Consider the following 26,002-nt stretch of genomic DNA (forward strand, 5'->3'; position numbering starts at 1 on the left):
AGCATGGGGAAGCAACGAGGCACGGGCAACCCCGCGTTCTCGGGGGAGGGCCTTGTCCGAGCCATCGCCGCGCGAGACGTACGCGCACGAAACTTTTCGTCGCGGATTTCGAGAATTCTCTCGGACAAGGATTTTCCGGGATTGACGCCGCGCGTTGCGTGGGCGCGACCCGGACCTCACACGGGAGCAGCCCATGGGTCTCGGCGGAATCGTTTCTGGAGCGGCGAATGCGGCGAAGCGGGCGGCCGAGGCAGCAGCGCGGGCAGCCGAGGCCGCCGCGCGCGCCGCGGCACAGGCCGCCCAGAAGGCCGCCGAGGCTTCGCAGCAGGCCGCCCAGAAGACCGCCGAGACCGCCAAGGCCAGCGTCGGCGCCGTGGGCGAGAAGGTCTCGGCCGTGGCCAAGGAGCAGGCCAAGGATGTGTTCGAGGGCGCCAAGGGCGTGGTGGACAAGGCCCAGGACGTCGTCGGCGGCGCGGTGGACACCGCCCAGCAGGTGGCCAACGGGGTCGTGGACAAGGCCCAGGACGTCGTCGGCGGCGCGGTGGACACGGTGCAGGACCTGGCCGGCGGCGCGGCGGAGCGTCTGAAGTCCGCGGTGGACACCGCGGGGGATGTCGTCGAGGGCGCGGTGGACACGGTCCAGGACGCCGCCTCGACGCTGGGCGACGCGGCGCGCTTCGCCGTCGAGAACCCGGGGCGGGTGGCCGACGAGGCCACGGACCTCCTCGCCGACGGCATGGACAAGGCGGGCCAGTTCGTTCAGGACGCGCCCGCGCTCGATCCCATGGGCAAGCTCGGCAACATGCTCGTCGGCGGCGCGCTGCAGGCCGGCGCCGATCTGGTGCGCGATCCCGTCCAGACGGCGAACACCGTCAAGGACGCCTTCACGCTCAGCTCGCAGGTCGACTCGCTCAAGCCGGGCGAGAGCGCCAAGGTGTCCCTGGAGGGCTCGATCAACGGCGCGCTGCTCGCCGGCAAGGGCAAGGGCGAGATCGAGGTGAAGCGCAACGCGGACGACGCGGGCGGCGGCTACACCGTGTCCGCCAGCGGCGAGATGGGCGCTGGCGTGGCCGCGAAGCTGGGCGTCAAGGGGGGCGCCGACGCGGGCGCGAGCGCCTATGGGACCACGGGCGCCAAGGTGGAATTCAAGTTCGCGACCGCCGAGGAGGCCAAGCAGGCCGCGGACGCCCTGACGCGCATGGGCCTGGCCGCGGGCGCTGGCACCCTCGGTCCCCCGGGCGTGGGGGCGCCGATCGCCAACCAGCTCCTGGGCAATCCCGTCGAGGACGTGGCCGCGCTCAAGGACAACCTGAGCGCCGTGGAGTTCAAGGTCGGCGCCGAGGGCACGCTCAACGGCAGCGTGGGTGCCAAGGGCATGAGCGACGTGTTGGGCGTGGGCGCCAAGGCGGCCCTCAATGGCAAGGGGGAAACGACGGCGCGTGTCGAGTTCGACCAGGGCCACCCCTCCAAGCTGGTGCTCAAGCAGAGCGCGCAGGTGAGCGCGCAGGGGTCTGGCTCCGCCGGGCTCAGCGTGCCGGGGAGCAACGGGGGCAGCACGTCCCTGCCCGGCGGCGCCTCGGTCGACGGCAAGGAGGCGGTGACCGTGGAGATGGAGCAGAGCTTCAACCTGCCCAAGGACTTCGATCCGGCGTCCCTCGTGACGGATCCCGCCGGGGCCGGGCGGCAGATCGCCGCCACCGCCCAGGAGTCGCAGCAGGTGAAGGTCTCCGTCACCGACGCGCGGCAGGGCTCGCTCAAGGGGCTGGGCCTCAACGGCAGCGCGGGCCAGGAGGTCAAGGTGGAGCTGACCGCCAGGCCCGAGGAGCTCGCCCAGAGCGGCGCGGTGGACAGCCTGCTGCAAGGTGACTTCGGCAAGGCGATGACGCAGGCGGGCAGCGCCATCGACGTGAAGGCCACGGTCCAGGAGAAGACCACCGAGGGCAACAACGCGGGCGTGGGCGTCAACGCGGGCGCGGGCGGTGGCGAGGTGGGACTCACCACCGAGCGCACCCACGTGGGGGACAAGCGGGAGCTCGACCCCGCGCAGCTCGCCCAGCACTACCTGTCCGGCGGCTGGACCACCGGCCTGTTCTCCTGAGCCGGACGGCGCGGATGTGCCGATGACGGGCTTGTGGGCACACGCCGGCGTCGTCAGGATGCGCCTCGAGGGAGGGGTGCGATGACGATGACCGGTCGGTGCCAGGGTGACGCACGCAGCAATTCAGGCGGAGGCGCGTCATGAGCGGTGATGCCCTCGCGGGATGGCACGCCTATGTGGCGGCGCGGACCCCCGCGGCGCTCGATGCGGTGCTCGCCGACGAAGTGGTGTTCCATTCGCCCGCGGTGCACACGCCCCAGAAGGGCAAGGCCCTCACCGCGAAGTACCTGACCGCGGCGATGCAGGTGCTCGGCGGCGAGGACTTCCGCTACACGGGCGAGTGGCGCGCGGAGGGCTCGGCGGTGCTCGAGTTCCGCACCCGGGTCGACGGGCTGGAGGTCCACGGCATCGACATGATCACCTGGGATGGCACCGGGCGCATCACGGAGTTCACGGTGATGCTCCGGCCGCTCAAGGCGCTCAACGCCGTGGTGGCCCGGATGGCGGCGGCCCTGACCGCGTAGGCACCGGCGCCCGTGAACCTCCTGCTCCTCCAAGACGCGGACTTCCTGCCCGACGGCACCGTCCAGATGACGGGCCGTCGGGCCCAGCATGCCCGCGAGGTGCTGCGCGCCGAGCCCGGGGAGACGCTTCGGGTGGGCCAGGTGGGTGGCCTCGTGGGCACGGGTGAGGTGCTGGAGAACACGCCCGGCCTGCTGCGCCTGCGTGTCACCCTCACCGAGCCGCCGCCCCCGCGCCCCGGCGTGGACCTGGTGCTCGCCATCCCCCGCCCCAAGGCGCTCAAGCGTGTCCTGCCCGCCGCCGCCCAGCTCGGCGTGGACCGGGTGGTGCTCGTCAACGCCGCCCGCGTGGAGAAGAGCTACTTCGACTCCAAGGTGCTCGACGCCGCCTTCATCGAGGAGTTGCTCCTCCAAGGGCTCGAGCAGGCGCGCGACACCCGGCTGCCCGAGGTGCTCGTTCGCGAGCGCTTCCGGCCCTTCGTGGAGGACGAGCTCGACGCCCTGTTCGGCCCCCAGGCCCTGCGGCTGCTCCCCCACCCGCCGGCACACCAGCCCCTCACCCGGGTGGGCGTCCAGGAGGCACCGCGCGTGGTGCTCGCGGTGGGGCCCGACGGGGGCTGGGTGCCCTTCGAGGCGGACCTCCTCGCGCGTCACGGCTTCCACCCCTTCTCCCTGGGCCCGCGCATCCTCCGGGTGGAGACGGCGGTGCCCGTCCTGCTGGGGCAGGTGGCCCTGTTGAGGGAGGACAGCGCCCGGGGCGGCTGAGCGCATCGGGCTTGAAGCGCCGGGATGGGTTGTTCAAGAGTCACCCACCATGGCGAAGAGCAAATCCAGAGCCCAGGCCGCCGCAGCCGCAGTGAACGCGCCCGCGCAGGAGCAGGTGCCCGAGCAGCAGTCGCTCGTCAGTCCGGAGGCGGAGGCACCGGCGAAGCCCGCCAGCCACGACACCCTCGCGCCCCCGGCGCTGCTCGACTTCATGATGAAGGGCTGGAAGCCCCAGTCCGGCAAGCCGCCGCCCAAGCTCAAGAACGCGGATGCGTTCGCCGCCCGCCGCGCGGCGCTCTCCAAGCTCTTCCCCGGCGAGACACTCATCGTCCCCACCGGCCACGAGAAGATCCGCTCCAACGACACCACCTACCGCTTCCGCCCGGGCACGGACTTCTACTACCTCACGGGCAACATGGAGCCCGACTGCGTGCTGGTTCTCCAGCCCAAGGAGGGCGGTGGCCACACGGACATCCTCTTCGTGGAGCCCAACCCGGGCCGCTCGGACGCCACCTTCTTCACGGACCGGATGAAGGGCGAGCTGTGGGTGGGCCCGCGCCTGGGCGTGAAGGAGAGCCAGGTGCGCTTCGGCCTCCACGAGGCGCGCGGCCTGCCGGAGCTGTCCGCGCTGCTCGAGGGCCTCAAGGCTCGGACGGGCCTGCCGGCGCGCGTGCTGCGGGGCCACTCGGACAAGGTGGACGGGACGGTGGCCGCGCACGCCGAGCGCGACAAGCAGCTGGCCACGGCACTCGCGGAGATGCGCCTGCTCAAGGACAAGCAGGAGGTGCGCGAGTTGGAGGCGGCCATCGACTCCACGCACCGGGGCTTCGAGGACGTCATCCGCCGGCTCAAGGAGGCCCGGAGCGAGCGCGAGGTGGAGGGCGTCTTCAACCTGCGCGCCCGCGTGGAGGGCAATGACGTGGGCTACGGCACCATCGCCGCCGCGGGCCACCACGCGTGCGTGCTGCACTGGATGCGCAACGACGGCGACCTCAAGCCGGGCGAGCTGCTGCTGCTCGACGCGGGCGTGGAGGGCAACAGCCTCTACACCGCGGACATCACCCGCACGCTGCCCATCTCCGGCCGCTTCAGCCGCGAGCAGCGGGAAATCTACGAGCTGGTGCTCCAGGCGCAGGAGCAGGCCATCGACGCGGTGAAGCCGGGCAACGACTTCATGGAGCCCAACCGCGTGGCCATGCGCGTGCTCGCCGAGGGCCTGCACCGTCTGGGCATCCTCAAGACGACGCCCGAGGAGGCGCTCAAGGAGGAGCACCAGTTCTACAAGCGCTACTCGCTGCACAACGTGAGTCACATGCTCGGCCTGGACGTGCACGACTGCGCCCAGGCGCGTCAGGAGGCCTACAAGTACGGCAAGCTCCAGGCGGGCATGGTGCTCACCGTGGAGCCCGGCCTGTACTTCCAGTTGGATGACCTGACGGTGCCCGCGAAGTACCGCGGCATCGGCGTGCGCATCGAGGACGACGTGCTGGTGACGCCCAAGGGCTGCCGCGTGTTGTCCGAGGACATCCCCCGCCTGCCGGACGACGTGGAGGCGTGGATCAAGCAGCTGTGGAACGAGAAGAAGAAGCGCTAGCGGCTCAGCCCGCGTCGCTCCGGAAGACCCGGGGCGACGTGGACGGGTCCGCCACCACGGTGAAGGACAGGCGGCCCACTTCCCGGCCGTCCTCCGTCTCCAGGGAGACGCGCCAGTCGCCCGGCCGCGGGTTCGTCACGAACCCGTAGGTGCGGTAGCCCCGCTCCCGGCCCCCCTGCCCCAGGTACAGGTCGTCGTAGGCGTGGAACTGCGTCCAGCCCTGGCCCGGCGCGTCGTGGAACCAGCGCAGCGTGAGCCGCGTGCCCCGGTCTCCCGGAAAGCGCGCCTGGAAGCTCGCGGGCGCGAAGACGCTGGCGAAGAAGTACACCCGGTCCCCGGGGCGCGCGTGGAACACCTGGTCGCCCCGCCGCCAGGGCCAGAAGCCCCCGCCCTCGTGCAGCAGCCGGTACTCCTTGCCCCGGGCGCCCTTCGTCACCTCCACGCCGTGGTAGATGCCGCTCGCGAGCACGGACAGGGGCACGGGCGGAATGGCGCGCACCTGGTACAGCCCGAGCAGCAGCACCTGGACGCCGAGCGCCGGCCCGAGCACGCGCCCGAGCGTCCGCCGCCACTCGCCCTTGAGGCCGTGCACCGCCAGGGCCAGCCCCCCCATGACCGCGCCGGCCAGCCCCGCCGCCTGGAGGAACAACAGGCCGCTGTAGTAGCCGCGCAGCACGGGCAGCAGGTAGGCGAAGTAGGACGTGAGGCAGAAGCTGTAGAGCGCCACGCGCACCACGGGGCCCCGGGCCCGGAAGCGCGGCAGCTCGTTGACCACCAGCACGCCGAACACGACCGCGAGGAACAGGAACGCCGTGAGCCCCGACGCGCTCTTGAAATAGAAGAGCGTGTAGGGGCTGAGCAGACCTCCGAGCAGGAAGTGCAGCGCGTCCTCGCGGAAGCGCCACACCCGGGACAGGCCCCGGGGCGGCGGCAGCCTCTCGCGCCAGCGCAGCTCCAGCCACAACAGCCCCCCCAGCACGCCGAGGAACACGCCCTGCTTGGTGAGCGTGAAGCGGTTGTCGATGCGCGGCAGGGTGAGGATGTCGTAGGCGAAGCTGGCGAAGAACAGGAGCGCCAGCTCCCACTTCGCGTGCCGGGCCCGGAAGGCCCGCAGCCGCTCCGTCCAGGAGGGCCGCGGGGGCGCTGTCACGGGCTCGGCGACGGGCTCGGCGGACACCACCCCGAGCGGCCCCACGGGCGCGGGTTCGGCCAGGGCCGACGCCTCGGCGCCCTCGTCCACGCGGGGCACGGGGAGCGTCACGGGATCAGGCCGGATCCTTGTTGGCCACCAGGTCCGCCAGCTCGCCGCGCTCCTCCAGGTCCATCAGGATGTCCGAGCCGCCCACGAACTTCCCGTGGATGAACACCTGCGGAATGGTGGGCCAGTTGGAGTAGTCCTTGATGCCCTGGCGCACGTCGGGGTTGGTCAGCACGTCCACCGTGTGCACCTCGCCGTGGCGCTGGAGGATCTGCAGCGCCCGGGCGGAGAAGCCGCACTGGGGAAACAGCGCGTTGCCCTTCATGAAGAGCACGATGGGGTGGCTGTTCACTTCCTGGTCGAAACGGGCCTTGAGTTCGGGAGTCATCGTCGTGGGTCCTGTCAGCGGGAGCCGAGCTTCTTCCACTGCTCGGGCGAATAGGTCTTGAGCGCCAGCGCGTGCAGCTCGCCGGTCTTGAGCCAGTCCTGCAGCGGCGCGTACACCAGCTGGTGCTGCTGCACCATGGTCTTGCCCGCGAAATCCGGGCTCACCACGCGCGCCTCGAAGTGGTCACCCGTACCGGTGGTGTCATTCACGAGCACCTCCGAGCCGGGCAGCGCGACGAGAATGCGCTCGCGGATGGCATTGGGGTCGAGCATCAGTTCAGTCCCTTTCCCTTCATGAGCATGGCGGGATCCACCCCCATGCTCTTCAAGGTGGTGTCCCATAGCAGACCCGGGTCGCCTTCGAGCACCGGACGCGCGGAGGCCTCGGCGTACAGCCAGGTGCCGGCGGCCAGCTCGCTCTCCAACTGCTGGGGACCCCAATTGGCGTACCCCAGGCAGAAGCGCAGGGGGCCGGACGGGTCCTTGAGCAGGGGGCCGAGGGTGTCCAGGGTGAGGCTCAGGTAGAGCCCGGGCACCACCTCGTGCTTCTCCGACACGTGCTCGTTGTTGTGCAAGACGAAGCCCCGGTGGCTCTCCACGGGGCCGCCCATGAAGACGAGCTGGCCGGAGCGCTCGGGCGCGATCGTCAGGGCCTGGTTCTTGGCCAGGTCTCCCAGGGTCAGGGACGCGCCCCGGTTGATGACGAGCCCCATCGAGCCGGATTCCCCATGCTCGAGCATGAGGACCACCGCCCGCCGGAAGTTCGAGTCCGTCAGTTGTGGCGTCGCCACGAGGAGGCCGGGAACGAGTGTCTGCACGAGGGGAAGTGTCGACGCTTCCCTCCCCCGGCGCAACCGAATCGTACCCGGCGGGCGGCGCCGTCCGCGCTAAGCCCCCGGACATGAATTATGTACACCTGCGCCGCAGCCGATGGTGGTAGCGGCGCAGGGCCTGCTGCACCGCGGTGAGCAGAGCATCGAGAGTGCGGTAGCTGCGTTCGGGAAGCTCCTGAGCCTTGATGACGCCGAAGACAGCTTCCACGTCGTTGAGTTCAGGAGAATAGGCCGGCAGGTAGAAGAGATGGACGCCCAGCCGTCGCAAGCGCGGCAGGGCGCGGCATACCAGGCGGCAGCGGTGGATGTTCCCATTGTCGAGCACCACCCAGGTGGGGACCCCGCCCGGGTCGGCGAGCGACAAGAGAAAGTCCAGGGTATCTCGCGCGGTGATGGTGCGTGCCCAGCGTCGGAAGCGTAAACCGCGTCGACGGCCTGTCGGGCAGTAGGCGACGAGCGCATTGACACGTCGGCGCCGAGGCGCCTCGTAGGGGACGTCTCGACGGCTGCCGACTTCTGCCCAGCTGTAGCCCACGGCTTGGGTGGGCGAAAACCCGCACTCATCCAGGAAGTAGAGATTTATCCTCTGAGCGCGGGCTTTTTTTGAGCCGGAAGAGCGCCTGGCGTGCCTGGGCGACGGCCTGGGCGTCCTGTTTGTGCGTGAGCGTCAGCCGCGTGCGCCGCCAGCCCGCGCCCATGCTCCCGAGATAGCGACGCACCTGCCGCGGCCCCAGGTGAAGACCCTCGCCCTCGAGTGCGCTGGCCAACTGCCCGGCTGTCCACGAGCGAGGCTGGGACAACAACGCATGCAGCGAGGCTTCCACCCGCTGGCGGTGCGCCCTGTCGGGCTTCCTGCCCGCCAGACGCGCGAAGAGGGCTTCTGGGCCGTCTTGGACGAAGGAGCGCAACACCCGGCGCACCGTGGCCGCGCACCGGCCCAGGTGCCGAGCGATGCGCGGTGCACTCCAGCCCTCATCGGCCAGCAGCACCATGTCCACGCGCTCGCGCTCTCTCCACCCAGCGTCAGCGGCCCGGGCTATCTCCCATAGCCGCCGACGCTCTTGCTCCGTCACCTTCAGCAGCGCCATGCCTCAGGTGTACAACATTCATGTCCGGGGGCTTAGTGCCAGCTCTTGTGCTGGGACTGCAGTGCCTGGGCGAGCTTCTCCGGCGCCAGGGGCTTGCCGATGAACAGATCCGCCCCCAGTCCCTTGCACTTGCGCGCCATGGACGCGTCGCTCATGGCGCTCACGCCGATGAGCACGGACTGGGGAAACTTCTCGCGCAGGCGCGTCATGAGCGTCGTGCCGCTGCGGCCCGGCAGGAACACGTCGACGATGGCCGCGTCCATGCGCTTGTTGCGCACGGCGAACTCGGCCTCCTCGGCGCTGCCCACCGGCAGGGCCTCGTACCCCCATTGGGAGACGAGCTCCACCAAGAGCTCGCGGTGCACCGGGTCATCCTCCACGATGAGCACCGAGCCCTTGACCTGCTCGAGTTTCAGGTTGTCGTCCTCGCGGGTCCGGGCGTGGCCCGTGGCGATGGGAAGCTCCTCGTTGGCGATGGACATGGCAGCCTTCACTGGGTGAGGGGATGGGTTCGTCCCCGGAAAACGGTTGGACCCGTCCCGGGATTCCACAGTAGGCATTCCCCCTCGCCACTGCCGACCCCCCCCTCATGCACGCCGGTTTTGAACACCCAACGCTTGAGCGGAGAGCGAGGCGGCAAGCACGATCAGCACCAGCAAGCCCCATGCCGGAAGCACCACGCGCGCCCCGCCTTCATAGATGAGCGCCGCGTAGCTCGTGCCCAGGTAGCGGCCGAGCGACATGGGCTCCATCCGCGCGATGCCGAAGAAGCTCACCGTGGACTCGGTGAGGATGGCCGTGGGCAGCCGGCTCAGGAAGACGGCCAGCACGAAGGGCCGCAGCGCGGGCCACAGGTGCAGGCGCAAGAGGTGCCAGCGCCCCGCCCCCAGGGCCCGCGAGGCCGCGACGAATTCCTGGCCCTCCAGCGTGGCCAGGCGGTTGCGGAACATGCGCGCCGGACCCGCCCACCCCACCAGCGCCAGGGACACCACCATCAACCCGGACGGCCCCAGCCCCCCCGCGCCCCCCGCGTCCAGGAGCGACTGGCCCGCCAGTTGCAAAACCATCACCACCAGCACGTCCGGCAGCGCGAAGAAGGCATCCACGGCGCGGAGGATCTGATGCTCCACGAAGCCCCCCGCCGCCCGGGCCGCCATGGCCACGCCCAGGCCCACCGCCGTGGCCAGCCCGCCAGCCGCCAGGCCGATCACCAGGGAAACCCACAAGCCCCCGAATGCCCGCTCGCACACCGTGTGGTCGGGCTGGGAGGGGTCCGCCCCCAGGGGGCAGGTGTGGGCGAGGACGTCGGGGAAGACCCGGCCGGCCAGCCAGCTCGTGAGCCCCAAGGCCCCGAGCAGCAAGAGCCCGACCCAGGCCCGGCGGGGAACGCGGGGGCCCTTCATGGGGTGGCCTCCCGGGCGCGCGGATCCACGGCGACGCGCACCAGCTCCACCGCGAGGCCGACGACGACGAGCAGCGAGGCGAAGACGGTGGTGGCCACCACCACGACGGCCACCTGCTTCTGCAGCACCGCGAGCACGTAGAGCTGGCCGAAGTACGGCAGGCCGAAGACGCGCTCGGCGGCGAAGGATCCCGCGAGCAGGGCGGTGGCCACGGGCCCCACGGCGTCCAGGAGCGCGGGCCACACGTTGGGCAGCACGTGACGCCAGAGCACCGCGCCGCGGGACAGGCCCTTGCCCAGGGCCGTGCGCACGTAGTCGCGCGTGAGCTCCGTGTCGAGCGCGTCCGCCACCAGCGTGCCCAGGAAGATGCCGGGCCACACGGAGATGACGAGCGCGGCGCACGCCTCGGGCAACAGGTGCCCCCGCTCCACCACCTCGGGCGCGAGCAGGAGCGCGGGGATGAACACGGGCGTACCGAACGCCGCCGCGGGCAGCAGCTCCGTGACGAGCGACAGTCGGCTCCGGCGCCAGCGCGCGCGCACCAGCGCGTACGCCAGCGCCCACCCGAGCGCGAGCCCGAGCGCCACCAGCCCCACGCCCACGCTGCCCGACAGCTTCCACGCGAGCTCGTCCCCGGTGACGCCCTGGGCGCTCGTGCCCAGGCGCTCGCCCCGCCAGAGCTTCTGCCACGGCCTCAGGAAGCCCAGGGGCTCGCCCAGGCCCAGATCCCTCCGGTAGGAGGCGAGCACCTCGGGCGCCACCTGCCGCTTGGCGTCGTCATCCGTGGTGAGGGGCAGCGCCGCCATGAGGAAGTAGGACGCGAGCGCCACCACGGGCACCAACATCACCTGACGGCCCAATCGCACGAGCACTCGGGACATGGCTCAGCGGTCCTCTGGCGGGGTCGCGTCCACGCGCAGCTCGCGCAGGGACAGGAAGTTGAAGGGGTCCACGTCCACGCCATGCAGGAAGGCGCGCGCGCGGAAGTAGCGGTCCGGGTGGTAGAGCGGCGCGATGATCGCCATCTCGTCGAGCAGCAGCGCCTGGGCCTGGGCGTAGAGCTCCCGGGCCCGCGCCAGGTCCGGCTCGGCGTCGGCGCGCTCCAGCAGGGCCTCGAAGCGCGCCATCGGCTCGCCCCCTCCTTGCGTCTCCCAGCCCGTCTGGTGCAGGCCGTTCTTCTCGAAGAGGGTGAAGAAGGTATTCGGGTGCGCGTAGTCCGCGCCCAGCCGGCGCAGATACACGTCATAGGCCCGGGGCCCCGCGGGAGTGCGGCGCGCCACCTCGGCGGAGAAGTCCGAGCGCGCGTCCAGCGTCACCTGGACCCCCACCCGGGCGAGCTGCGCGGCGAGCCGCTCGGCGATGGCCGCCTCCGGCACGAAGGAGTCCCCCGAGCGGTAGACGAGCCGCAGGGGCCGGTCCAACCCCGGCACGGACGCGAGCGCCGCGCGCGCCCGCTCGGGCTCGTAGTGCGGCAGCCGCGCCGCCTCCTCGGGCGTGGCGGCCCCGGGCAGCTCCGGCGGCAGGAGCACGTGGCTCGGACGCGCCTCGGGCAGCAGGCCCGCCATCAGCGCCTCGCGATCGAGCGCCCGGGCGAAGGCCCGCCGCACCTCGGGCCGGTCGAGCGGCGGCTTCTCCGTGTTGAAGACGAGGAAGTAGGTGGACAAGAGGGGCTCGCGCTCGAGGTCCCCGGGCGTCGGCCCCCGGAGCGCGACGGCGCTGTCCACGAAGACGAACGCCACCCGGCCCCGCTCGTACAGCGCGGGGCCCACCTCGGACTTGAGCAGGGTGAGCACCGGGGCCACGCGCTCCCCGGGCCCGAGAGGGGGCGGGAACGCCGAATGCGGGTTGTACACCAGCCGCACGCGCTCCCCGGCCCGGTCCCACGCCTCCACCCGGTAGGGCCCCAGCGCGAGCGGATGGCCGTCCCGGGGCCGGTCGAAGTAGTCGCGCACCGCCTCCTCGCTCCGGCCGGCGAGCACCGCCGAGGGCGTGGGGAAGAAGAGGTACACGTTGGCCAGGCGCGCGAGGAAATAGCCCCGGGGCTGGCTCAGCGTGACGCGCAGGGTGTGCGCATCCAGCGCCTCCACGCCCGTGCGCGCGAGCGCCGCCTGGAGCGCCTCGGCCGAGGCCCCCCGCTCCTGGAGGGCCAGCACCTCCTCGGCCCCCCGCAGGTCCGACATCTCTCCGCGCTCACGGCCCTTGAGCGCCCGGTGCCAGCCGAGCACGAAGTCCTGGGCCGTGAGCGGCGTCACGCCGTCCGACCAGCGCACGTCCTCGCGCAGGTGGAAGGTGTACACCTCGTGCCCCTCGGGCGTGCGGTCGCGCTCCCACGCGCGCGCCAGCCCCGGCCGCACCGAGTTGTCCGGCGCCAGCGTGGTGAGCCCGCGCTGGGTGACGAGCATGACGGGGTAGTTGGCCCAGCTCGTCGGATCCGAGTGGCTCCAGTCGAGCGTGGAGGGCATCGCGGGGACCACGATCTTCAGGCCCGGGTCGGCCTGGAAACCACAGCGGCCACAGCCCGTGGCCACGAGGACCAGGAGGACGAGCAACACGGAGGGCGAGAGGCGCACGCGAGCGGACACGAGGGCGGCGTTGTACCGCGTCCCCCTCGCCGAAGGTCCACACTTCCTCCTTCTTGTCCAGGGGTTGGCGCGGCGTGGGTGTCAAGTTATAGGACGGAGCGAGCGTTGAATTCACACTCCCGTGACCCCCGCGTCACGGGAACTTCATGGACGGCCCTCGTGAGAGGGACCGCCGGGAGCACCTCGTGGAAAATCCCCTTCCTCCCGCAGTGACGTTCGAGCCCCCCGGTCCTGGCCACTGGGAGCTGGACACCGTGCACATCCAGCGGCCCATGACGCCCTTCTGCGCCGCCATGCTCCCCTATGGGCTGCGCCAGGGCTTCACCGAGTCGTCGGCCCAGTACGGCCTGATGATCGATCACATGCGGATCGTCCCCGTGCATGGCTTTCCCTACTCGCAGGTCATCCCCTTCGGCCTGACGTCCCAGGGGATGCTGCCCCCCACCCACCCCGACGTCCAGGAGCGCCTGAAGCGCGCGGAGCAGGCCCTGCAGGACAAGCACTGGCGCGAGGAGCTGCGCTACTGGCGTGACGAGGTCAAACCCGCCGCCATCCAGGCCCACCTCGCCCTGCAGGACGTGGAGCCCACGGCGCTGGACACCCCGGCGCTCACCGCGCACCTGCGCGCCATCACCGCGCACCTCCAGGAGATGGCCCGGCTGCACCACCGCTTCAACCTCGCGCACCTGGTGCCGGTGGGGGACTTCCTCGTGCACGCCACGGCCTGGACGGGCAAGAGCGCGGGAGACCTCGCCCGCCTGCTCAAGGGCAACTCCGCCGTGTCGACCCAGCTGGCCTCGCGCGAGCCCCCGGCGCTCGTGCGCGCGCTGCGCGAGGACGCGGCGGCGCGCGACGTGCTGCACTCGAACGACCCGGCCGCGCACATCCTCCAGGCGCTCCAGGCGATGCCCGGCGCGGTGGGCGAGCGGATGCGCGAGTACCTGCGGGACGTGGGCCACCGGAGCCTGGGCTACGACATCTCCGAGCCGTGCGTGATGGAAGTGCCCGACGCGCTGGTGCGCGGCCTGCGCGGCGTCGTGGCGGGCCGTGCCGAGGAGGACACGGCGGCCGAGACCCGGCACCAGGCCCTCATGCGCGAGGCCGTGCCCGCCGAACACCGGGCCGCGTTCGACGAGCTGCTCGCCGAGGCCCGGCTCGTCTACGGCCTGCGGGATGATCGCAACACCTACACCGACGGCTGGGCCGTGGGCCTGGCCCGGCGCGCGGTGCTCGCCGTGGGCCAGCGGCTCCAGGCCGAGGGGCGGCTGCCCGACGCGGCGCTGGCCCTCGACGCCGGCCCGGAGGAGCTCGAGGGGCTGCTGGCCGGCGCCTCCACGCCCACGATCCAGGAGCTGCGACGGCGCGCGGAGTGGCGGATGAAGACGCACACGGACGTGCCCCCCTCGCTGGGCACCCCGCCCCCGCCGTCGCCCCCGATGGACAAGCTGCCCCCGGCGGCCCGGCGGGTGAACCAGGCGGTGTTCTTCTACATGGGCCACATGTTCGGCTCGCCCCCGGCCGAGACGACGGCCACCACGGTCAAGGGCCTGCCGGTGAGCCCGGGCGTCTACGAGGGCACCGCACGCGTCATCCGCGAGCAGACGGACCTGGGCCGCATCGAGGCGGGGGACGTGCTGATCGCGACCACCACCTCGCCCTACTTCAACGTGGTGCTGCCGCTGCTCGGGGCCCTGGTGACGGACCGGGGCGGGCAGCTGTGCCATGCCGCCATCGTCACGCGCGAGTACGGGATTCCGGGCATCGTGGGCACGCGGGACGCCACGAAGCTGGTGCGCGACGGGGCGCGGGTGCGCGTCAACGGCACGACGGGCGAACTCCAGGTGCTGTCATGAGCGTGGTGGCCTTGCAGGAGGCGCTGTCCGAGGAGGAGTTCGGCGGCAAGGCGGTGCAGTTGGGGGCCGCGCTGCGCGCCCAGCTCACGGTGCCCCCGGGCTTCGCGCTGTCGGTGCGGCAGGTGAACGAGATCGCCGCCGGGCAGCCGGAGGCCGTGGCGCGGGTGCGCGGGCTGCTCGAGCAGGTGGGGCCCTCGGTGGCGGTGCGCTCGTCCGCGGTGGGCGAGGACTCGGCCAACGCGAGCTTCGCGGGACAGCACCTCACGGCGCTCGCGGTGCGCACCCAGGAGGGCCTGGTGGAGGCGGTCAAGCAGGTGTGGGCCTCGGGACGCACCGAGGCGGCGCTGGGCTACCGGCGCAAGATGGGCCGGGTGGACGAGCCGCGCGTGGCGGTGGTCGTGCAACGGCTCGTGGCGGCCGAGTGCGCGGGCGTCCTCTTCTCGTGCGATCCCCTGACGGGCGCGGACGAGCGGGTCATCGAGGCCACGTGGGGACTGGGCGAGGCGGTGGTGGCGGGGCTCGTCACGCCGGATCGCTACCGCATCAGCCGCGAGGGGCACATCCTCGAGCGCAGCGCGGGGGACAAGGACGTGGCGATCCTCCCCCTGCCGGAGGGCGGCACGAAGGAAGTCGCCGTCGAGCCGGAGCGGGTGCACGCGCTGTGTCTGGATGACGCGCGGCTGCGGGCGCTCCACGCGCTCGCCACCCGGTGCGAGGCGCACTTCGGAGGCCGGCAGGATCTGGAGTTCGCCTTCGTGGGCGAGGACCTCTACCTGCTCCAGCGCCGGGCGGTCACCCGTGTCGGCTGACGCCCTTCCCGCCGGAGCGCGGCCCGCGGAGACGGGGCTGTCGCCCCGGACGATGCTCGCGCTCGGGCTGACGACGCTGCTGGTGCCGCTCAACTCGACGATGATCGCCGTGGCGCTGCCCACCATCGGCCACGAGTTCGGCGCGGGGCTCGGCACGCTGAGCCAGTGGCTGGTGACGAGCTACCTGCTGGTGGGCATCATCCTGCAGGGCCCGGGCGGCAAGCTCGGGGACCTGTGGGGCCACCGCCGGGTGCTCACGGTGGGCCAGGTGATGTTCGCGCTGGGGGCGCTCTCGGGCTTCTTCGCGCGCAACGTCGCCATGCTCGCCGTGGCGCGCATGCTCATGGCCGCCGCGGGCGCCGTCATCACCCCGAGCGCCATGGCGCTCCTGCGCAACGGCCTGCCCGTGGACCGCCGGGCGCGCGCCTTCGGCATGTTCGGCGCCATCATGTCCCTGGGCGCGGCGCTGGGCCCCATGCTCGGGGGCGAGCTGGTGTCTCGGCTGAGCTGGTCCTTCATCTTCCTGGTGAACGTGCCCGTGCTGGCGCTCGCGCTGCTGCTGGCCCGCGGGGGCACCCCCGCCGAGTCCGCCCCGGCCCACCGCCCCGCCTTCGATCTCGTGGGCAGCGTGCTGTTGGGCCTGGGCCTGGGGCTCATCGTCATGGGCACCAAGAGCCCGGCGCCCTGGGTCGTGGTGCTGCCCGGGGTGGGCCTCGTGCTGCTCGGGGTACTGTACACCTGGGAGCGCAAGCACGCCCACCCCGTCATCGACTTCCAGCTCTTCCGCCTGCGGGCCTTCAGCGCGGGCAGCGCCATCATCGCGCTGCAGAACCTGGCCATGTACGGGATCCTCTTCCAGCTGCCCTACCTCTTCACGCAGCGCTTCGGCGAGGACACGGGCCGCACGGGCCGCACCATGCTCGCCATGATGGTGATGATGGCGCTGGGCACCCCGCTGGGGGGCCGGCTGTCGGAGAGGTGGGGCGCGCGCACCACGGCGGTGACGGGCGCGCTGCTCGGGCTCTCGGGCATGACGCTGCTGGCCGCGCGCACGGTGGACTCGCCCAACGAGGCCATCCTGCCGCTCATGCTGCTGGGCTTCGGGCTGTCCTTGGGCAACGCGCCCTCGCAGGCCGCGGCGATGAGCAGCGTGGACCGGGGGCGCAGCGGCATGGCCGCCGGGGTGATGTCCACCACGCGCTACCTGGGCGGCGTCGTGGGCATCGCCATCCTCGGCGGGGTGCTCAGCCAGGGCGTGGCGGCCGCCACCGAGCGGCAACACCACACCGTCATGGCCTTCTTCGGCGTGGCCCTGGCGCTCTCCGCGCTCGTGGGGCTCGCCCTGCCCCGTCGCGAGGAAACCGCCCCGCGCTGAAATCGTTCGCAGAATAAACGATCCAGGTCCCCGTCCTGACAGGCATACGGCACGAGAGAGCGGCGGCGCACGAGCCGCCGCTCCCGGGCCCGGACCAACAACAGGGAGAAGGATCATGTTTTCGTTTCGGAGCGGCTCCGCGGGTGGACGTATGGGTTCGAGAGGCTGGGCGGCGCTGGCGCTGCTGCTCCTGCCGCTGACGGCGAGCGCGGGACCCAACCCGAACTACCGCTGGGACGAGTCGAAGAACCGCCCCGGTCCCAACCGCTGCCGCACGGACTCGCAATGCGATGGCGCGCGCTCGTGCAGCCCCTCGGGCTGGTGCCAGGGCGAGGCCCGTCCCGCGCCCCCGCCCCCGCCCCCGTCCCGCCCCATGCCGCCGTCCCGGCCCACGCCGCCCCCGCCTCCGCCTCCGCCGTCCCGGCCGGACTGGCACAACGGGCGGGATGACTTCCGGACCGAGCGCCCCACGTTCATCCGCAGCCGGCTCGACGGGCTCGTCCTGGACATCTCGGGCAACAACCGCGCGTCGGGCGCGGAGGTGATCGGCCACCCGGCCAAGCACCGCCGCGACGGCATCGACAACCAGCAGTGGGAGCTCGTCCCGGCCCGGGGCGGCTACTACATCCGCAGCCGGCTCAACGGCTTCGTGCTGGACGTCTGGGGCAACAACCGCGACGCGGGCGCGCAGGTCCGCGTGGGCCAGGTCAACGGTGGGGCCAACCAGATCTGGCGCCTCATCCCCTCGCACGTGCGCGGCTACTACTTCATCGAGAGCGCCCTCAACGGCTACGTGCTCGACATCGAGGGCGCCCGGGCGAACGGACGGCTCATCGTCCACCCCCGCAAGAGCTCCGGCATCGAGAACCAGATCTGGGAGTTCGACCGCTGAGTCCGCCGCGCGGTGACTGAAAACACCACGGGCCCCCGGGGAGTGTCCCCGGGGGCCCGTGTCGTTTCTCAGGCCGTCAGGTGCCGGTCGGCGCTAGACCGGGGCGCCCGCGCCGGGGTCCACGATGGTGGTCTTCCCCGGCTCGTTCTTGCGGCCGAACTCCTCGGGCTTCTCCAGGGCGAGCGCCTCGCGCAGCACGTCGTCCACGAACTCGACCGGGACGATGCGCAGCTGGGCGCGGATCTTCTTGGGGATGTCCTTGAGGTCCTTCTTGTTCGCCTTGGGGATGAGGACGGTCTTGATGCCGGCGCGGTGCGCGGCGAGCGTCTTCTCCTTGAGGCCACCGATGGGCAGCACGCGGCCGCGCAGGGTGATTTCACCCGTCATGGCCACGTCCCTGCGCACCGGCACGCGGGTGAGCGCGGACACGAGCGCGGTGCACATGGTGACACCGGCGGACGGACCATCCTTGGGGATGGCGCCCTCGGGCAAGTGCACGTGGATGTCGTAGTTCTCGAACATCTTGCGGTCGATGCCGAACTTCTCCGCCCGCGTGCGCACGTAGGACATGGCGGCCTGGGCCGACTCCTGCATCACCTCGCCGAGCTTGCCCGTGATGATGAGCTTGCCCTTGCCCGGCATGACCGTGGCCTCGGTGGTGAGGATCTCTCCGCCCATCTCCGTCCAGGCCAGGCCCGTCACGATGCCCACCTGGTCCTCGCGCTCGGCCATGCCGTAGCGGAAGCGCGGCGTGCCCAGGTACTTCATGGCCAGCTTGCGGTCGACCGCGATGTCACGCTTGCCGTTCTTGAGCACGTCCCGGGCGATCTTCCGGTACACGCCGCCCACTTCACGCTCCAGCGAACGCACGCCGGACTCGCGGGTGTAGCGGTGGATGATGGTGCGCAGGGCCTCGCTGGAGAAGTCGATCTTCAGGTCGCTCAGGCCGTTGGCCTCCTGCTCCTTGGGCAGGAGGTAGCGCCGCGCGATGTTGAGCTTCTCCGGCTCGGTGTAGCCCGCGATGCGGATGACTTCCATGCGGTCCTGGAGGGGGCCGGGGATGTTGTGCATCGTGTTCGCGGTGCAGATGAACATCACCTTGGACAGGTCGTAGTCCAGGTCCAGGTAGTGGTCATTGAAGTTGTGGTTCTGCTCGGGGTCCAGCACCTCGAGGAGCGCCGCGCTGGGGTCGCCTCTGAAGTCCGTGGACATCTTGTCGATCTCGTCGAGCAGGAAGACGGGGTTGTTGCTGCCCGCCTTCTTGAGCGACTGGATGAGCTTGCCCGGCATGGCGCCGATGTACGTGCGCCGGTGGCCGCGGATCTCCGCCTCGTCCCGCACGCCGCCGAGCGACAGGCGCACGAACTTGCGGCCCGTGGCGCGGGCGATGGAGCGCGCCAGCGACGTCTTACCGACGCCCGGAGGCCCCACGAAGCAGAGCACCGGGCCCTTGAGCTTCTTCACCAGCTGCTGCACGGCCAGGTACTCGAGGATGCGCTCCTTGGGGCGCTTGAGGCCGTAGTGGTCCTCGTTGAGCACGCGCTCGGCCTCGACCACATCCAGCCGATCCTGGGTCTCGTCGTACCAGGGCAGGCTGATGATCCAGTCGATGTAGTTGCGCACCACGGTGGCCTCGGCGCTCATCGGGCTCATCATCCGGAGCTTCTTGAGCTCCTTCTTGACCTTGAGCGTGGCCTCCTTGCTCATGCGCTTGTTCTTGAGCTTCTCCTCGATCTCCTGGATCTCGTTCTTGAACTCGTCGCGCTCGCCCAGCTCCTTCTGAATGGCCTGCATCTGCTCATTCAGGTAGTACTCCTTCTGGGTCTTCTCCATCTGCTTCTTGACGCGGGTGCGGATCTTCTTCTCCACCTGGAGGATCTCGATCTCACCCTGCATCAGCTCGTAGAGCTTCTCGAGCCGCTTGGCGGGGCTCTCCGTCTCGAGCAGCGCCTGCTTGTCGTTGAGCTTGAGCGACAGGTGCGCCACGATGGTGTCGGCCAGACGCGCCGGGTCATCGATGCTCGCCACCTGCATGAGCATCTCGGGCGGGATGCGCTTGTTGAGCTTGACGAAGGCCTCGAAGACCGAGTGCACGCTGCGCACGAGCGCCTCGAGCTCCACGGACTTCTCGCTCACCTCCTCGACGTCCTCCACCTCGACCATGAAGAAGGCGTCGTTCTGCTGGAACTTCTTCACCTTGGCGCGGCGCACGCCCTCCACCAGCACCTTCACCGTGCCGTCCGGCAAGGGCAAGAGCTGGATGACGTGGCCGATGGTCCCGAAGTGGAAGATGTCCTCCGGCGTGGGGTCGTTCGTCTTGGCCTTCTTCTGCGCGGCCAGGAGGATGACGGCCTTGTCGTCGGGACCCTTGTGGGCCATCGCGTCCTTCAGCGCGGCGATGGACTTCTCCCGGCCGACGAACAACGGGACCACCATGTGTGGGAACACGATGATGTCGCGCAGCGGGAGGAGCGGAACGGTGCTTCCACGCTTCTGGGCATCCCTCTTGTCGTCTCGTCCGAAAAACATGTATTCGCCACCTGCCTGCTTGCCCCCGAAGGCAGCAAGCCCCTGGAAAGTTGCCCGCCCGGACACCCAGAGTCCGAGGCGGTGAAGACGGCTTCTATAACACGGCGACTTTGTCGGCCGTTCCCCAGGTGAAAGATGGGGAATGCTGGCCTGCAAGCAAGGGAACACCTCCGGAAACACGGATGTCCGGTTGCTGCTTTAGCGACCCGAGGACAGCCCGGGGTCGGATGGCGTCGTTCGCAAGTCCACTTGCAACACGCTCGCCAGGAAGCTGTAGAGGTCCACCCCGGACTCGATGGCCTTGGCGACCTGATCCGCGCCGCCATGTCCCGCGTTGGCTTCGATTCTTAACAAGCAGGGGGCCGGGGAACCCGCGTTCTGCACGGCGGCCACGAATTTCCGGGCATGCATCGGGTCCACCCGGTCGTCGTGGTCCGCGGCCATCATCAGGAGCGCCGGGTAGACGGTGTCCGGCCGCACCCGGTGGTAGGGCGAATAGGCGTGCAGGACGGAGAAGTCGGCGGGGTCCTCGGCGGTGCCATACTCGGGCACCCACGTCTGACCCGAGCCGAACTGGTGGTAGCGCACCATGTCGAGCAGGGGCACCTGGCACACCACGGCCCCGAAGAGCTCCGGGCGCTGGGTCATGGCCGCCCCCACCAGCAGGCCGCCGTTGCTGCCCCCGGAGATGGCCAGGCGGGCGGGCCGGGTGTAGCCCTCGCGCACCAGGTGCTCGGCCGCGGCGTGGAAGTCGTCGAAGACGTTCTGCTTGAGGTGGAGGCGGCCCGCCTCGTGCCACGCCTTGCCGTACTCCCCGCCCCCGCGCAGGTTGGCCACCGCGTACACCCCGCCCGCGTCCAGCCAGGGGAAGATGCCGGAGCGGAAGCCCGGCGACAGGCTCAGGCCGAAGCCGCCATACCCGTAGAGCAGCACCGGCCGGTCGCCGTCGCGCCGGAGGTCCTTGCGGTGCACGAGGAACAGCGGCACCCGGGTGCCGTCGCGCGAGCGGCAGAAGACCTGCTCCACCGTATAGGGCGTGGTGTCCAGCGGCAGGTCGACACGCGCCCACACCTCCACCTGGCCGGTGGCCACGGACGTCTTGTAGACCTGGGGGGGCGTGGTGAACGAGCTGAAGACGAACCAGGCCTCGTCGCGATCCTCCAGACCGTACAGGTTGCTCGCCGCGCCCACGCCCGGCAGGGCCACGTCCCGCACGGGCGCGCCCTCGAGCGTCACCAGCCGCACCCGCGTGGTGGCGTCGCGCAGGTACTCCAGGGCCAGGTGCCCGCCCACGATGGCGAGGCCCTGCAGCGCGGACTCGGGGTCCTCGGCGACGATCTCCCGCCAGGCGGCGCGCTCGGGGCGCGCGGGGTCCACCTTGAAGACGCGGTGGTGGGGCGCGCCCTCGTCGGTGAGGACGTAGAAGGCGTCCCCCCACGCGTCCACGCCGTACGTCGCCCCCTCGCCGCGCACGAGCAGGCGGAAGTCCTTCTCCCCCGCCCGCTTCCACCAGATGTCGTTCTCGGTCCACCCCCGGGTGACGTAGACGAAGACGTAGGTGCCCTCGCGGTTGGTCCACCCGTTGAGGAAGGTGCGCGGGTCCCCGGTGCGCGGGTGCACCACGGCATCCTCGCCCGGCGGCGTGCCCAGGCGGTGCAGGCGCAGCTCGGTGTAGCCGGGCCGCTCCGCCACGGGGATGGAGGGGTCGGTGGGCAGCCACGCGTAGTAGAAGGCCTGGTTGTCGGGCGTCCAGCTCGGGGAGGCGTACTTGGCGCCCTCGATGACGTCCCCCTCGCTCCAGACGCCGGTGTCCACGTCCAGCACGTGGAGGATGGCCTCGTCCGCCGCGTTGGGCTTGCGCGTGAAGGCGAGCTTGCGCCCGTCCCACGAGGGGGCCCACACCCCGAGCGAGACCGTGCCGTCCGCGCTCCACGTATTGGGGTCGAGCAGCACGCGCTCCTCGCCCGCCTCGCCCTCGCGCCAGTAGAGGACGGCCTTCTCCCGGTCCTTGTGGGTGCGCGAGTAGAAGTAGCGGTTTCCCCGGAGGGTGGGCGCGGACTGGGACTCCACGTAGAAGAGCTCCGTGAAGCGCCGGCGCAGGGCGTCGCGGCCGGGCAGCCGCTCCAGGTGCTCGCGGGTGAAGGTGTCCTGGGCGCGCATCCAGGCCTGGACCTCGGGGGCGCGCTCGTCCTCGAGCCACCGGTAGGGGTCGGGCACCGCCACGCCGTGCAACGTGTCCACCACCGCCTCGGTCCTCGTGGGCGGGTAGTTCATGGGGCTCGTCTCTTTTCCGTGGGAGGGGGGAGAAACGAGACGCCCCCGGCGTCCCACGGGGGGGACGGACGGGGGCGTCACGCGTCAGGGTGAAACGAGCGTCAGGCGCTTTCCTTCTTCGCCTCGGGCTCCTTCTCCTTGTTGTCCTGGGAGTGGAGCACCACCGGCTCGCTCTTCTTGAGGATGACCTCCTCGGAGATGACGACCTCGCGGGCCGTCTTGCGCGAGGGCAGCTCGTACATGATGTCCAGCATGGCGCTCTCCAGGATGGAGCGCAGACCCCGGGCGCCCGCCTTGCGGCGGATGGCCTCGGTGGACACGGCCTTGAGCGCCCCGTCGGTGAACTTGAGCGAGATGCCGTCCAGGTCGAAGAGCTTCTTGTACTGCTTGGTGAGCGCGTTCTTCGGCTGGCTGAGGATGTTGACCAGCGCCGGCTCGTCCAGCTCCTCGAGCGCCGTGACGATGGGCAGGCGGCCGATGAACTCCGGAATCATGCCGAACTTGAGCAGGTCCTCCGGCTCCACGTGCTTGAGCAGCTCGGTGAGGTTGCGCTGCTTCTTGGACTGGATGTCCGCGCCGAAGCCCAGGCTTTTGCCGCCCAGGCGCCGCTCGATCACCTGCTCCAGGCCGCCGAAGGCGCCGCCGCAGATGAAGAGGATGTTGGTCGTGTCCACCTGCAGGAACTCCTGCTGGGGGTGCTTGCGGCCCCCCTTGGGCGGCACGTTGGCGATGGTGCCCTCGATGATCTTCAGGAGCGCCTGCTGCACGCCCTCGCCCGACACGTCGCGGGTGATGGAGGGGTTCTCCGACTTGCGGGCGATCTTGTCGATCTCGTCGATGTAGACGATGCCGCGCTGGGCGCGCTCGATGTCGTGGTCGGCCGCCTGCAGGAGGTTGACGATGATGTTCTCGACGTCCTCGCCCACGTAGCCGGCCTCGGTGAGGCACGTGGCATCCGCGATGGTGAAGGGCACGTTGAGGATGCGCGCGAGCGTCTGGGCGAGCAGCGTCTTGCCGCTGCCGGTGGGGCCGAGCAGGAGGATGTTGCTCTTCTGCAGCTCCACGTCGTCCATCGCGACCTTGGACTCGATGCGCTTGTAGTGGTTGTGCACCGCCACCGAGAGCGTCTTCTTCGCGCGCTCCTGGCCCACCACGTACTCGTCGAGGATGGCCTTGATCTCACTGGGCCGCGGGATGCGCAGCTTCGTGTCCTTGGTCTCCTCGCGGTCGATCTCCTCCGCGATGATGTCGTTGCAGAGGCCGATGCACTCGTCGCAGATGTAGACCGTCGGCCCCGCGATGAGCTTCTTGACCTCTTTCTGCGACTTGCCGCAGAACGAACAGCAGAGGGACTGGTTGTCTCGCTTCTCCACGTTCTTACCCGCCATGTAAGCCCTCGCCGCAACTGCCTGGAGGTGCGCTTCCCACCGGCCCGCTCCCCCTGCCCACGACCAATCTAGTCAGTCCCCGTCCGGACCGTCCACGCACCTGGTGGCTACTTAACAGCCCAAAATACCGGCCGCAGAAACTGAGAAGCCGGAGACGCGGTCCGTCATTCCCGCGCCCCCGGCCCCCAAGTGCCCCACTGGAAGCGGGCGGGCTACTTGCGCTCGCTCGGAGGCAGCAGGACCTTCCGGGGATTCTGCACCTCGTCGATGATGCCGTACGCCTTGGACTCGGACGCGCCCATGAAGTAGTCGCGATCCGTGTCCTTCTCGACACGCTCGATGGACTGGCCGGTGTGCTTCACGATGAGCTCGTTGAGCTTGGCCCGCATCCGCAGGATTTCCCGGGCCTGGATCTCGATGTCCGTGGCCTGACCCCGCGCCCCACCCAGGGGCTGGTGGATCATGATGCGCGAGCTGGGCAGGGCGTAGCGCTTGCCCTTCGCCCCGGCCAGCAAGAGCACCGCGCCCATGGAGGCCGCCTGGCCCACGCAGATGGTGGACACGTTGGGCTTCACGTACTGCATGGTGTCGTAGATGGCCAGGCCCGCCGTCACCGACCCGCCCGGCGAGTTGATGTAGAGGTTGATGTCCTTGTCCGGGTCCTCCGACTCGAGGAACAGGAGCTGGGCGACGATGACGTTGGCCACGTCATCGTCGATCTCCGTTCCCAGCATGACGATCCGGTCCTTGAGGAGCCGGCTGTAGATGTCGTACGAGCGCTCACCTCGGTGGGTCTGCTCGATGACGTAGGGAACGGGCATGAAGGGCATGGCAACCTCTAGAAAGGGTCAGCGAGAAGGTACGCCTAGGAATACTTCGCCTGCCCCTTGAGGAATTCAATCGTCTTTTCTTCGCGGAGTCGCAGGCTCAACCCCTGGCGCTGCTCGGCGTCCTTGAAGAACTTGCGCACCATGTCGACCGGCTGCTTGGCCTCCTCGGCCAGCTCGGCGATCTTCTTCTCGATGTCCTCGTCGCTCGAGGAGATGTTCTCCTTGACGGCGATGGCCTCGAAGAGCAGCGCGCCGCGGACCTCCTGGAGGGCCTCCTCGCGCAGGTCCTCGCGCAGCCGGGAGAAGTCCAGGTTGAGCCGGCGCGGGTCCATGCCCATGCGCTGCATGGCGCGCAGGCGCGTGTCGAGCATCTGGTCGATGGTGCGCTCCACCATGGCGCGGGGCACGTCGAAGGGGTTCTTCTCGATGAGCGCCTTGATGAGGGCCTCGCGCTCCTGGTTGAGCGCCTGGGTCTTCTTGCCCTGCTCCAGGTCGGCGCGGATCTTCGTGCGCAGCTCGTCGATGGACTGGGCCTGGTTGGTCTCCTTGGCGAACTCGTCGTTGAGCTCGGGGATGACCTTCTTCTTGAGGCCCTTCACGTGGAACTTGAAGTGGGCGACCTTGCCCTTCACGTCCTCCACGCGGTAGTCGGCCGGGAAGGTGTAGTCCAGCTCCCGGGTCTCGCCGACCTTGGCGCCCTCGAGGGCGGCCACGTTGGACTCGACCAGCTCACCGGGGGCCAGCTCCACCGTCACGCCCTCGGCCTTGCTGCCGGCGAACTCCTTGCCCTCCACCGTGGCCTCGTAGTCCACCGTGGCGAAGTCACCCGCCTGGGCCGTGTCCCGGTCCTCGATGGGATCGAGCCGGGCGAGGTTCTGGCGCAGCTGCTCCACCCGGTCGTTCACGTCCGAGTCGGCCACCTGGGAGTCGGCGCGGGTGAGCGCCAGGCCCTGGTAGTCGCGCGCCTCCACGCGGGGCTTCACCTCCACGCGCGCCTCGAAGGAGAAGGGGGCGTTGGGCTTGAGGCCCGAGTTCTGCGTCACCTGGGGCGGCGCCACGGCCTCCACCTTGTGGTCGCGCACCGCCTGCAGCCAGGCGCTCTGCACCACGCGCTGGATGACGTCGTCCTCGACCCGGTCCCGGAAGCGCTGCTCGAGGATGCGCCGGGGCACCTTGCCCTGCCGGAAGCCGGGCAGCTTCACCTGCTGGCCGAGCGCGGAATAGGCGCGGGTGAGCTCCTCGGCCACGCGGGCGGTATCGACCTCGATGGAGAGCTTCTTCTCGATGGGAGAGAGCTCCTCGACCTGGACCTTCATGAGATGCCTCGCTCGCGCCGGGCCCGCTGCCGGGACGCCGACGTGTCGGATGGGTGGAGACGTGACGAAAACAGGGACGTGCGCGTTTAGGGGATAGGGCCGGGCCCGGTCAACGCGAAAGGGCCGCAAACGCGCTCGGAAGTGGGCGAGGAGGGACTCGAACCCTCACACCTTGCGGTACCAGATCCTAAGTCTGGTGCGTCTACCAGTTTCGCCACCCGCCCGGGGACTGCACGGCGTTGTGCCACGCCACGGCAGGGGCCGCAA

General features: G+C 70.4%; 23 protein-coding genes and 1 tRNA gene. 8 read left to right on the forward strand and 16 right to left on the reverse strand.

What is annotated here, in order from left to right; translation table 11 throughout:
• Positions 1-193 precede the first annotated feature (193 nt).
• The 4 genes from I3V78_RS31845 to I3V78_RS31860 all read left to right on the forward strand — a co-directional run bounded on the left by I3V78_RS31845 (position 194) and on the right by I3V78_RS31860 (position 4,978).
• The gene (locus tag I3V78_RS31845) at positions 194-2,098 is read left to right on the forward strand and encodes a hypothetical protein (RefSeq protein WP_204493465.1); all 1,905 of its coding nucleotides are present in this window, start codon (positions 194-196) and stop codon (positions 2,096-2,098) included.
• Between the two features lie 140 nt (positions 2,099-2,238).
• Entirely contained in the window at positions 2,239-2,622 is a 384-nt protein-coding gene (locus I3V78_RS31850) for a nuclear transport factor 2 family protein (RefSeq protein ID WP_239576811.1), read from the forward strand.
• 12 nt (positions 2,623-2,634) lie between these two features.
• Positions 2,635-3,384, forward strand: coding sequence for a 16S rRNA (uracil(1498)-N(3))-methyltransferase (locus I3V78_RS31855; RefSeq protein ID WP_204493467.1), 750 nt, complete (start codon positions 2,635-2,637; stop codon positions 3,382-3,384).
• A gap of 49 nt (positions 3,385-3,433) precedes the next feature.
• The gene (locus tag I3V78_RS31860) at positions 3,434-4,978 is read left to right on the forward strand and encodes an aminopeptidase P family protein (protein ID WP_204493468.1); all 1,545 of its coding nucleotides are present in this window, start codon (positions 3,434-3,436) and stop codon (positions 4,976-4,978) included.
• Positions 4,979-4,982: 4 nt separating this feature from the next.
• On the opposite strand, the gene I3V78_RS40245 is transcribed toward I3V78_RS31860, so the two are convergent.
• From I3V78_RS40245 to I3V78_RS31910, 10 genes are all read right to left on the reverse strand, one after another.
• Positions 4,983-6,239, reverse strand: coding sequence for a DUF2914 domain-containing protein (locus tag I3V78_RS40245; protein WP_204493470.1), 1,257 nt, complete (start codon positions 6,237-6,239; stop codon positions 4,983-4,985).
• Between the two features lie 4 nt (positions 6,240-6,243).
• Complete coding sequence (gene grxD, locus I3V78_RS31870; RefSeq protein WP_204493472.1) at positions 6,244-6,564, reverse strand: Grx4 family monothiol glutaredoxin; 321 nt, start codon at positions 6,562-6,564, stop codon at positions 6,244-6,246.
• A gap of 14 nt (positions 6,565-6,578) precedes the next feature.
• Complete coding sequence (locus I3V78_RS31875) at positions 6,579-6,836, reverse strand: BolA family protein (protein ID WP_204493474.1); 258 nt, start codon at positions 6,834-6,836, stop codon at positions 6,579-6,581.
• Positions 6,836-7,381, reverse strand: a complete 546-nt coding sequence (locus I3V78_RS31880) for a YqgE/AlgH family protein (protein ID WP_204493477.1) — start codon at positions 7,379-7,381, stop codon at positions 6,836-6,838. The genes I3V78_RS31875 and I3V78_RS31880 overlap by 1 nt, the downstream gene beginning before the upstream one ends.
• An 88-nt stretch (positions 7,382-7,469) precedes the next feature.
• Complete coding sequence (locus I3V78_RS31885; protein WP_204496801.1) at positions 7,470-7,979, reverse strand: IS630 family transposase; 510 nt, start codon at positions 7,977-7,979, stop codon at positions 7,470-7,472.
• Positions 7,957-8,484 carry a helix-turn-helix domain-containing protein gene (locus I3V78_RS31890; RefSeq protein WP_275583505.1) on the reverse strand — a complete coding sequence of 176 codons (528 nt, stop codon included), beginning with the start codon at positions 8,482-8,484 and terminating at the stop codon, positions 7,957-7,959. The genes I3V78_RS31885 and I3V78_RS31890 overlap by 23 nt, the downstream gene beginning before the upstream one ends.
• Positions 8,485-8,516: 32 nt before the next feature.
• On the reverse strand, positions 8,517-8,966 hold the full coding sequence (locus I3V78_RS31895; protein ID WP_204493479.1) for a response regulator: 450 nt from the start codon (positions 8,964-8,966) through the stop codon (positions 8,517-8,519).
• Between the two features lie 105 nt (positions 8,967-9,071).
• Positions 9,072-9,887, reverse strand: a complete 816-nt coding sequence (locus I3V78_RS31900; protein WP_204493482.1) for an ABC transporter permease subunit — start codon at positions 9,885-9,887, stop codon at positions 9,072-9,074.
• Complete coding sequence (locus I3V78_RS31905; RefSeq protein ID WP_204493484.1) at positions 9,884-10,768, reverse strand: ABC transporter permease subunit; 885 nt, start codon at positions 10,766-10,768, stop codon at positions 9,884-9,886. Before I3V78_RS31905 ends, I3V78_RS31900 begins: the two co-directional genes overlap by 4 nt.
• Before the next feature lie 3 nt (positions 10,769-10,771).
• A complete protein-coding gene (locus I3V78_RS31910) occupies positions 10,772-12,469 on the reverse strand; it encodes a peptide ABC transporter substrate-binding protein (protein WP_420840439.1) in 1,698 nt (565 codons plus the stop codon).
• 185 nt (positions 12,470-12,654) lie between these two features.
• On the opposite strand from I3V78_RS31910, the gene I3V78_RS40250 reads away from it, so the two are divergent.
• From I3V78_RS40250 to I3V78_RS31930, 4 genes are all read left to right on the forward strand, one after another.
• Positions 12,655-14,322 (forward strand): PEP-utilizing enzyme, encoded by a 1,668-nt coding sequence (locus I3V78_RS40250; protein ID WP_204493486.1) that lies wholly within the window; start codon positions 12,655-12,657, stop codon positions 14,320-14,322.
• A complete protein-coding gene (locus I3V78_RS31920; protein ID WP_204493488.1) occupies positions 14,319-15,131 on the forward strand; it encodes a PEP/pyruvate-binding domain-containing protein in 813 nt (270 codons plus the stop codon). The genes I3V78_RS40250 and I3V78_RS31920 overlap by 4 nt, the downstream gene beginning before the upstream one ends.
• Positions 15,121-16,506, forward strand: a complete 1,386-nt coding sequence (locus I3V78_RS31925) for an MFS transporter (protein ID WP_204493490.1) — start codon at positions 15,121-15,123, stop codon at positions 16,504-16,506. Before I3V78_RS31920 ends, I3V78_RS31925 begins: the two co-directional genes overlap by 11 nt.
• A gap of 151 nt (positions 16,507-16,657) precedes the next feature.
• Complete coding sequence (locus I3V78_RS31930; RefSeq protein ID WP_204493492.1) at positions 16,658-17,398, forward strand: RICIN domain-containing protein; 741 nt, start codon at positions 16,658-16,660, stop codon at positions 17,396-17,398.
• Between the two features lie 93 nt (positions 17,399-17,491).
• Here I3V78_RS31930 and lon read toward each other — a convergent pair whose 3' ends face one another.
• From lon to I3V78_RS31960, 6 genes are all read right to left on the reverse strand, one after another.
• On the reverse strand, positions 17,492-19,927 hold the full coding sequence (gene lon, locus I3V78_RS31935) for an endopeptidase La (RefSeq protein ID WP_204493494.1): 2,436 nt from the start codon (positions 19,925-19,927) through the stop codon (positions 17,492-17,494).
• Between the two features lie 198 nt (positions 19,928-20,125).
• Entirely contained in the window at positions 20,126-22,201 is a 2,076-nt protein-coding gene (locus I3V78_RS31940; protein WP_204493496.1) for a prolyl oligopeptidase family serine peptidase, read from the reverse strand.
• Positions 22,202-22,302: 101 nt separating this feature from the next.
• Positions 22,303-23,589: an ATP-dependent Clp protease ATP-binding subunit ClpX gene (gene clpX / locus I3V78_RS31945; protein ID WP_204493498.1), complete on the reverse strand. Its 1,287-nt coding sequence runs from the start codon at positions 23,587-23,589 to the stop codon at positions 22,303-22,305.
• A gap of 212 nt (positions 23,590-23,801) precedes the next feature.
• Positions 23,802-24,419 (reverse strand): ATP-dependent Clp endopeptidase proteolytic subunit ClpP, encoded by a 618-nt coding sequence (gene clpP, locus I3V78_RS31950; RefSeq protein ID WP_204493500.1) that lies wholly within the window; start codon positions 24,417-24,419, stop codon positions 23,802-23,804.
• 35 nt (positions 24,420-24,454) lie between these two features.
• Positions 24,455-25,735 (reverse strand): trigger factor, encoded by a 1,281-nt coding sequence (gene tig, locus I3V78_RS31955; RefSeq protein ID WP_204493502.1) that lies wholly within the window; start codon positions 25,733-25,735, stop codon positions 24,455-24,457.
• Positions 25,736-25,877: 142 nt separating this feature from the next.
• Positions 25,878-25,959 (reverse strand) — tRNA-Leu (locus I3V78_RS31960).
• Positions 25,960-26,002 lie beyond the last annotated feature (43 nt).

The organism is Archangium primigenium (assembly GCF_016904885.1).
Lineage (GTDB): Bacteria > Myxococcota > Myxococcia > Myxococcales > Myxococcaceae > Cystobacter > Cystobacter primigenius.

Coding starts and splice junctions, on each gene's coding strand:
- I3V78_RS31930 (WP_204493492.1), top strand. CDS start 16,658: ATGGGTTCGAGAGGCTGGGCGGCGCTGGCGCTGCTGCTCCTGCCGCTG.
- lon (WP_204493494.1), bottom strand. CDS start 19,927: ATGTTTTTCGGACGAGACGACAAGAGGGATGCCCAGAAGCGTGGAAGC.
- I3V78_RS31895 (WP_204493479.1), bottom strand. CDS start 8,966: ATGTCCATCGCCAACGAGGAGCTTCCCATCGCCACGGGCCACGCCCGG.
- I3V78_RS31875 (WP_204493474.1), bottom strand. CDS start 6,836: ATGCTCGACCCCAATGCCATCCGCGAGCGCATTCTCGTCGCGCTGCCC.
- I3V78_RS31920 (WP_204493488.1), top strand. CDS start 14,319: ATGAGCGTGGTGGCCTTGCAGGAGGCGCTGTCCGAGGAGGAGTTCGGC.
- I3V78_RS31900 (WP_204493482.1), bottom strand. CDS start 9,887: ATGAAGGGCCCCCGCGTTCCCCGCCGGGCCTGGGTCGGGCTCTTGCTG.
- clpP (WP_204493500.1), bottom strand. CDS start 24,419: ATGCCCTTCATGCCCGTTCCCTACGTCATCGAGCAGACCCACCGAGGT.
- clpX (WP_204493498.1), bottom strand. CDS start 23,589: ATGGCGGGTAAGAACGTGGAGAAGCGAGACAACCAGTCCCTCTGCTGT.
- I3V78_RS31860 (WP_204493468.1), top strand. CDS start 3,434: ATGGCGAAGAGCAAATCCAGAGCCCAGGCCGCCGCAGCCGCAGTGAAC.
- I3V78_RS31845 (WP_204493465.1), top strand. CDS start 194: ATGGGTCTCGGCGGAATCGTTTCTGGAGCGGCGAATGCGGCGAAGCGG.
- I3V78_RS31905 (WP_204493484.1), bottom strand. CDS start 10,768: ATGTCCCGAGTGCTCGTGCGATTGGGCCGTCAGGTGATGTTGGTGCCC.
- I3V78_RS31940 (WP_204493496.1), bottom strand. CDS start 22,201: ATGAACTACCCGCCCACGAGGACCGAGGCGGTGGTGGACACGTTGCAC.
- tig (WP_204493502.1), bottom strand. CDS start 25,735: ATGAAGGTCCAGGTCGAGGAGCTCTCTCCCATCGAGAAGAAGCTCTCC.
- I3V78_RS31890 (WP_275583505.1), bottom strand. CDS start 8,484: ATGGCGCTGCTGAAGGTGACGGAGCAAGAGCGTCGGCGGCTATGGGAG.
- grxD (WP_204493472.1), bottom strand. CDS start 6,564: ATGACTCCCGAACTCAAGGCCCGTTTCGACCAGGAAGTGAACAGCCAC.
- I3V78_RS31850 (WP_239576811.1), top strand. CDS start 2,239: ATGAGCGGTGATGCCCTCGCGGGATGGCACGCCTATGTGGCGGCGCGG.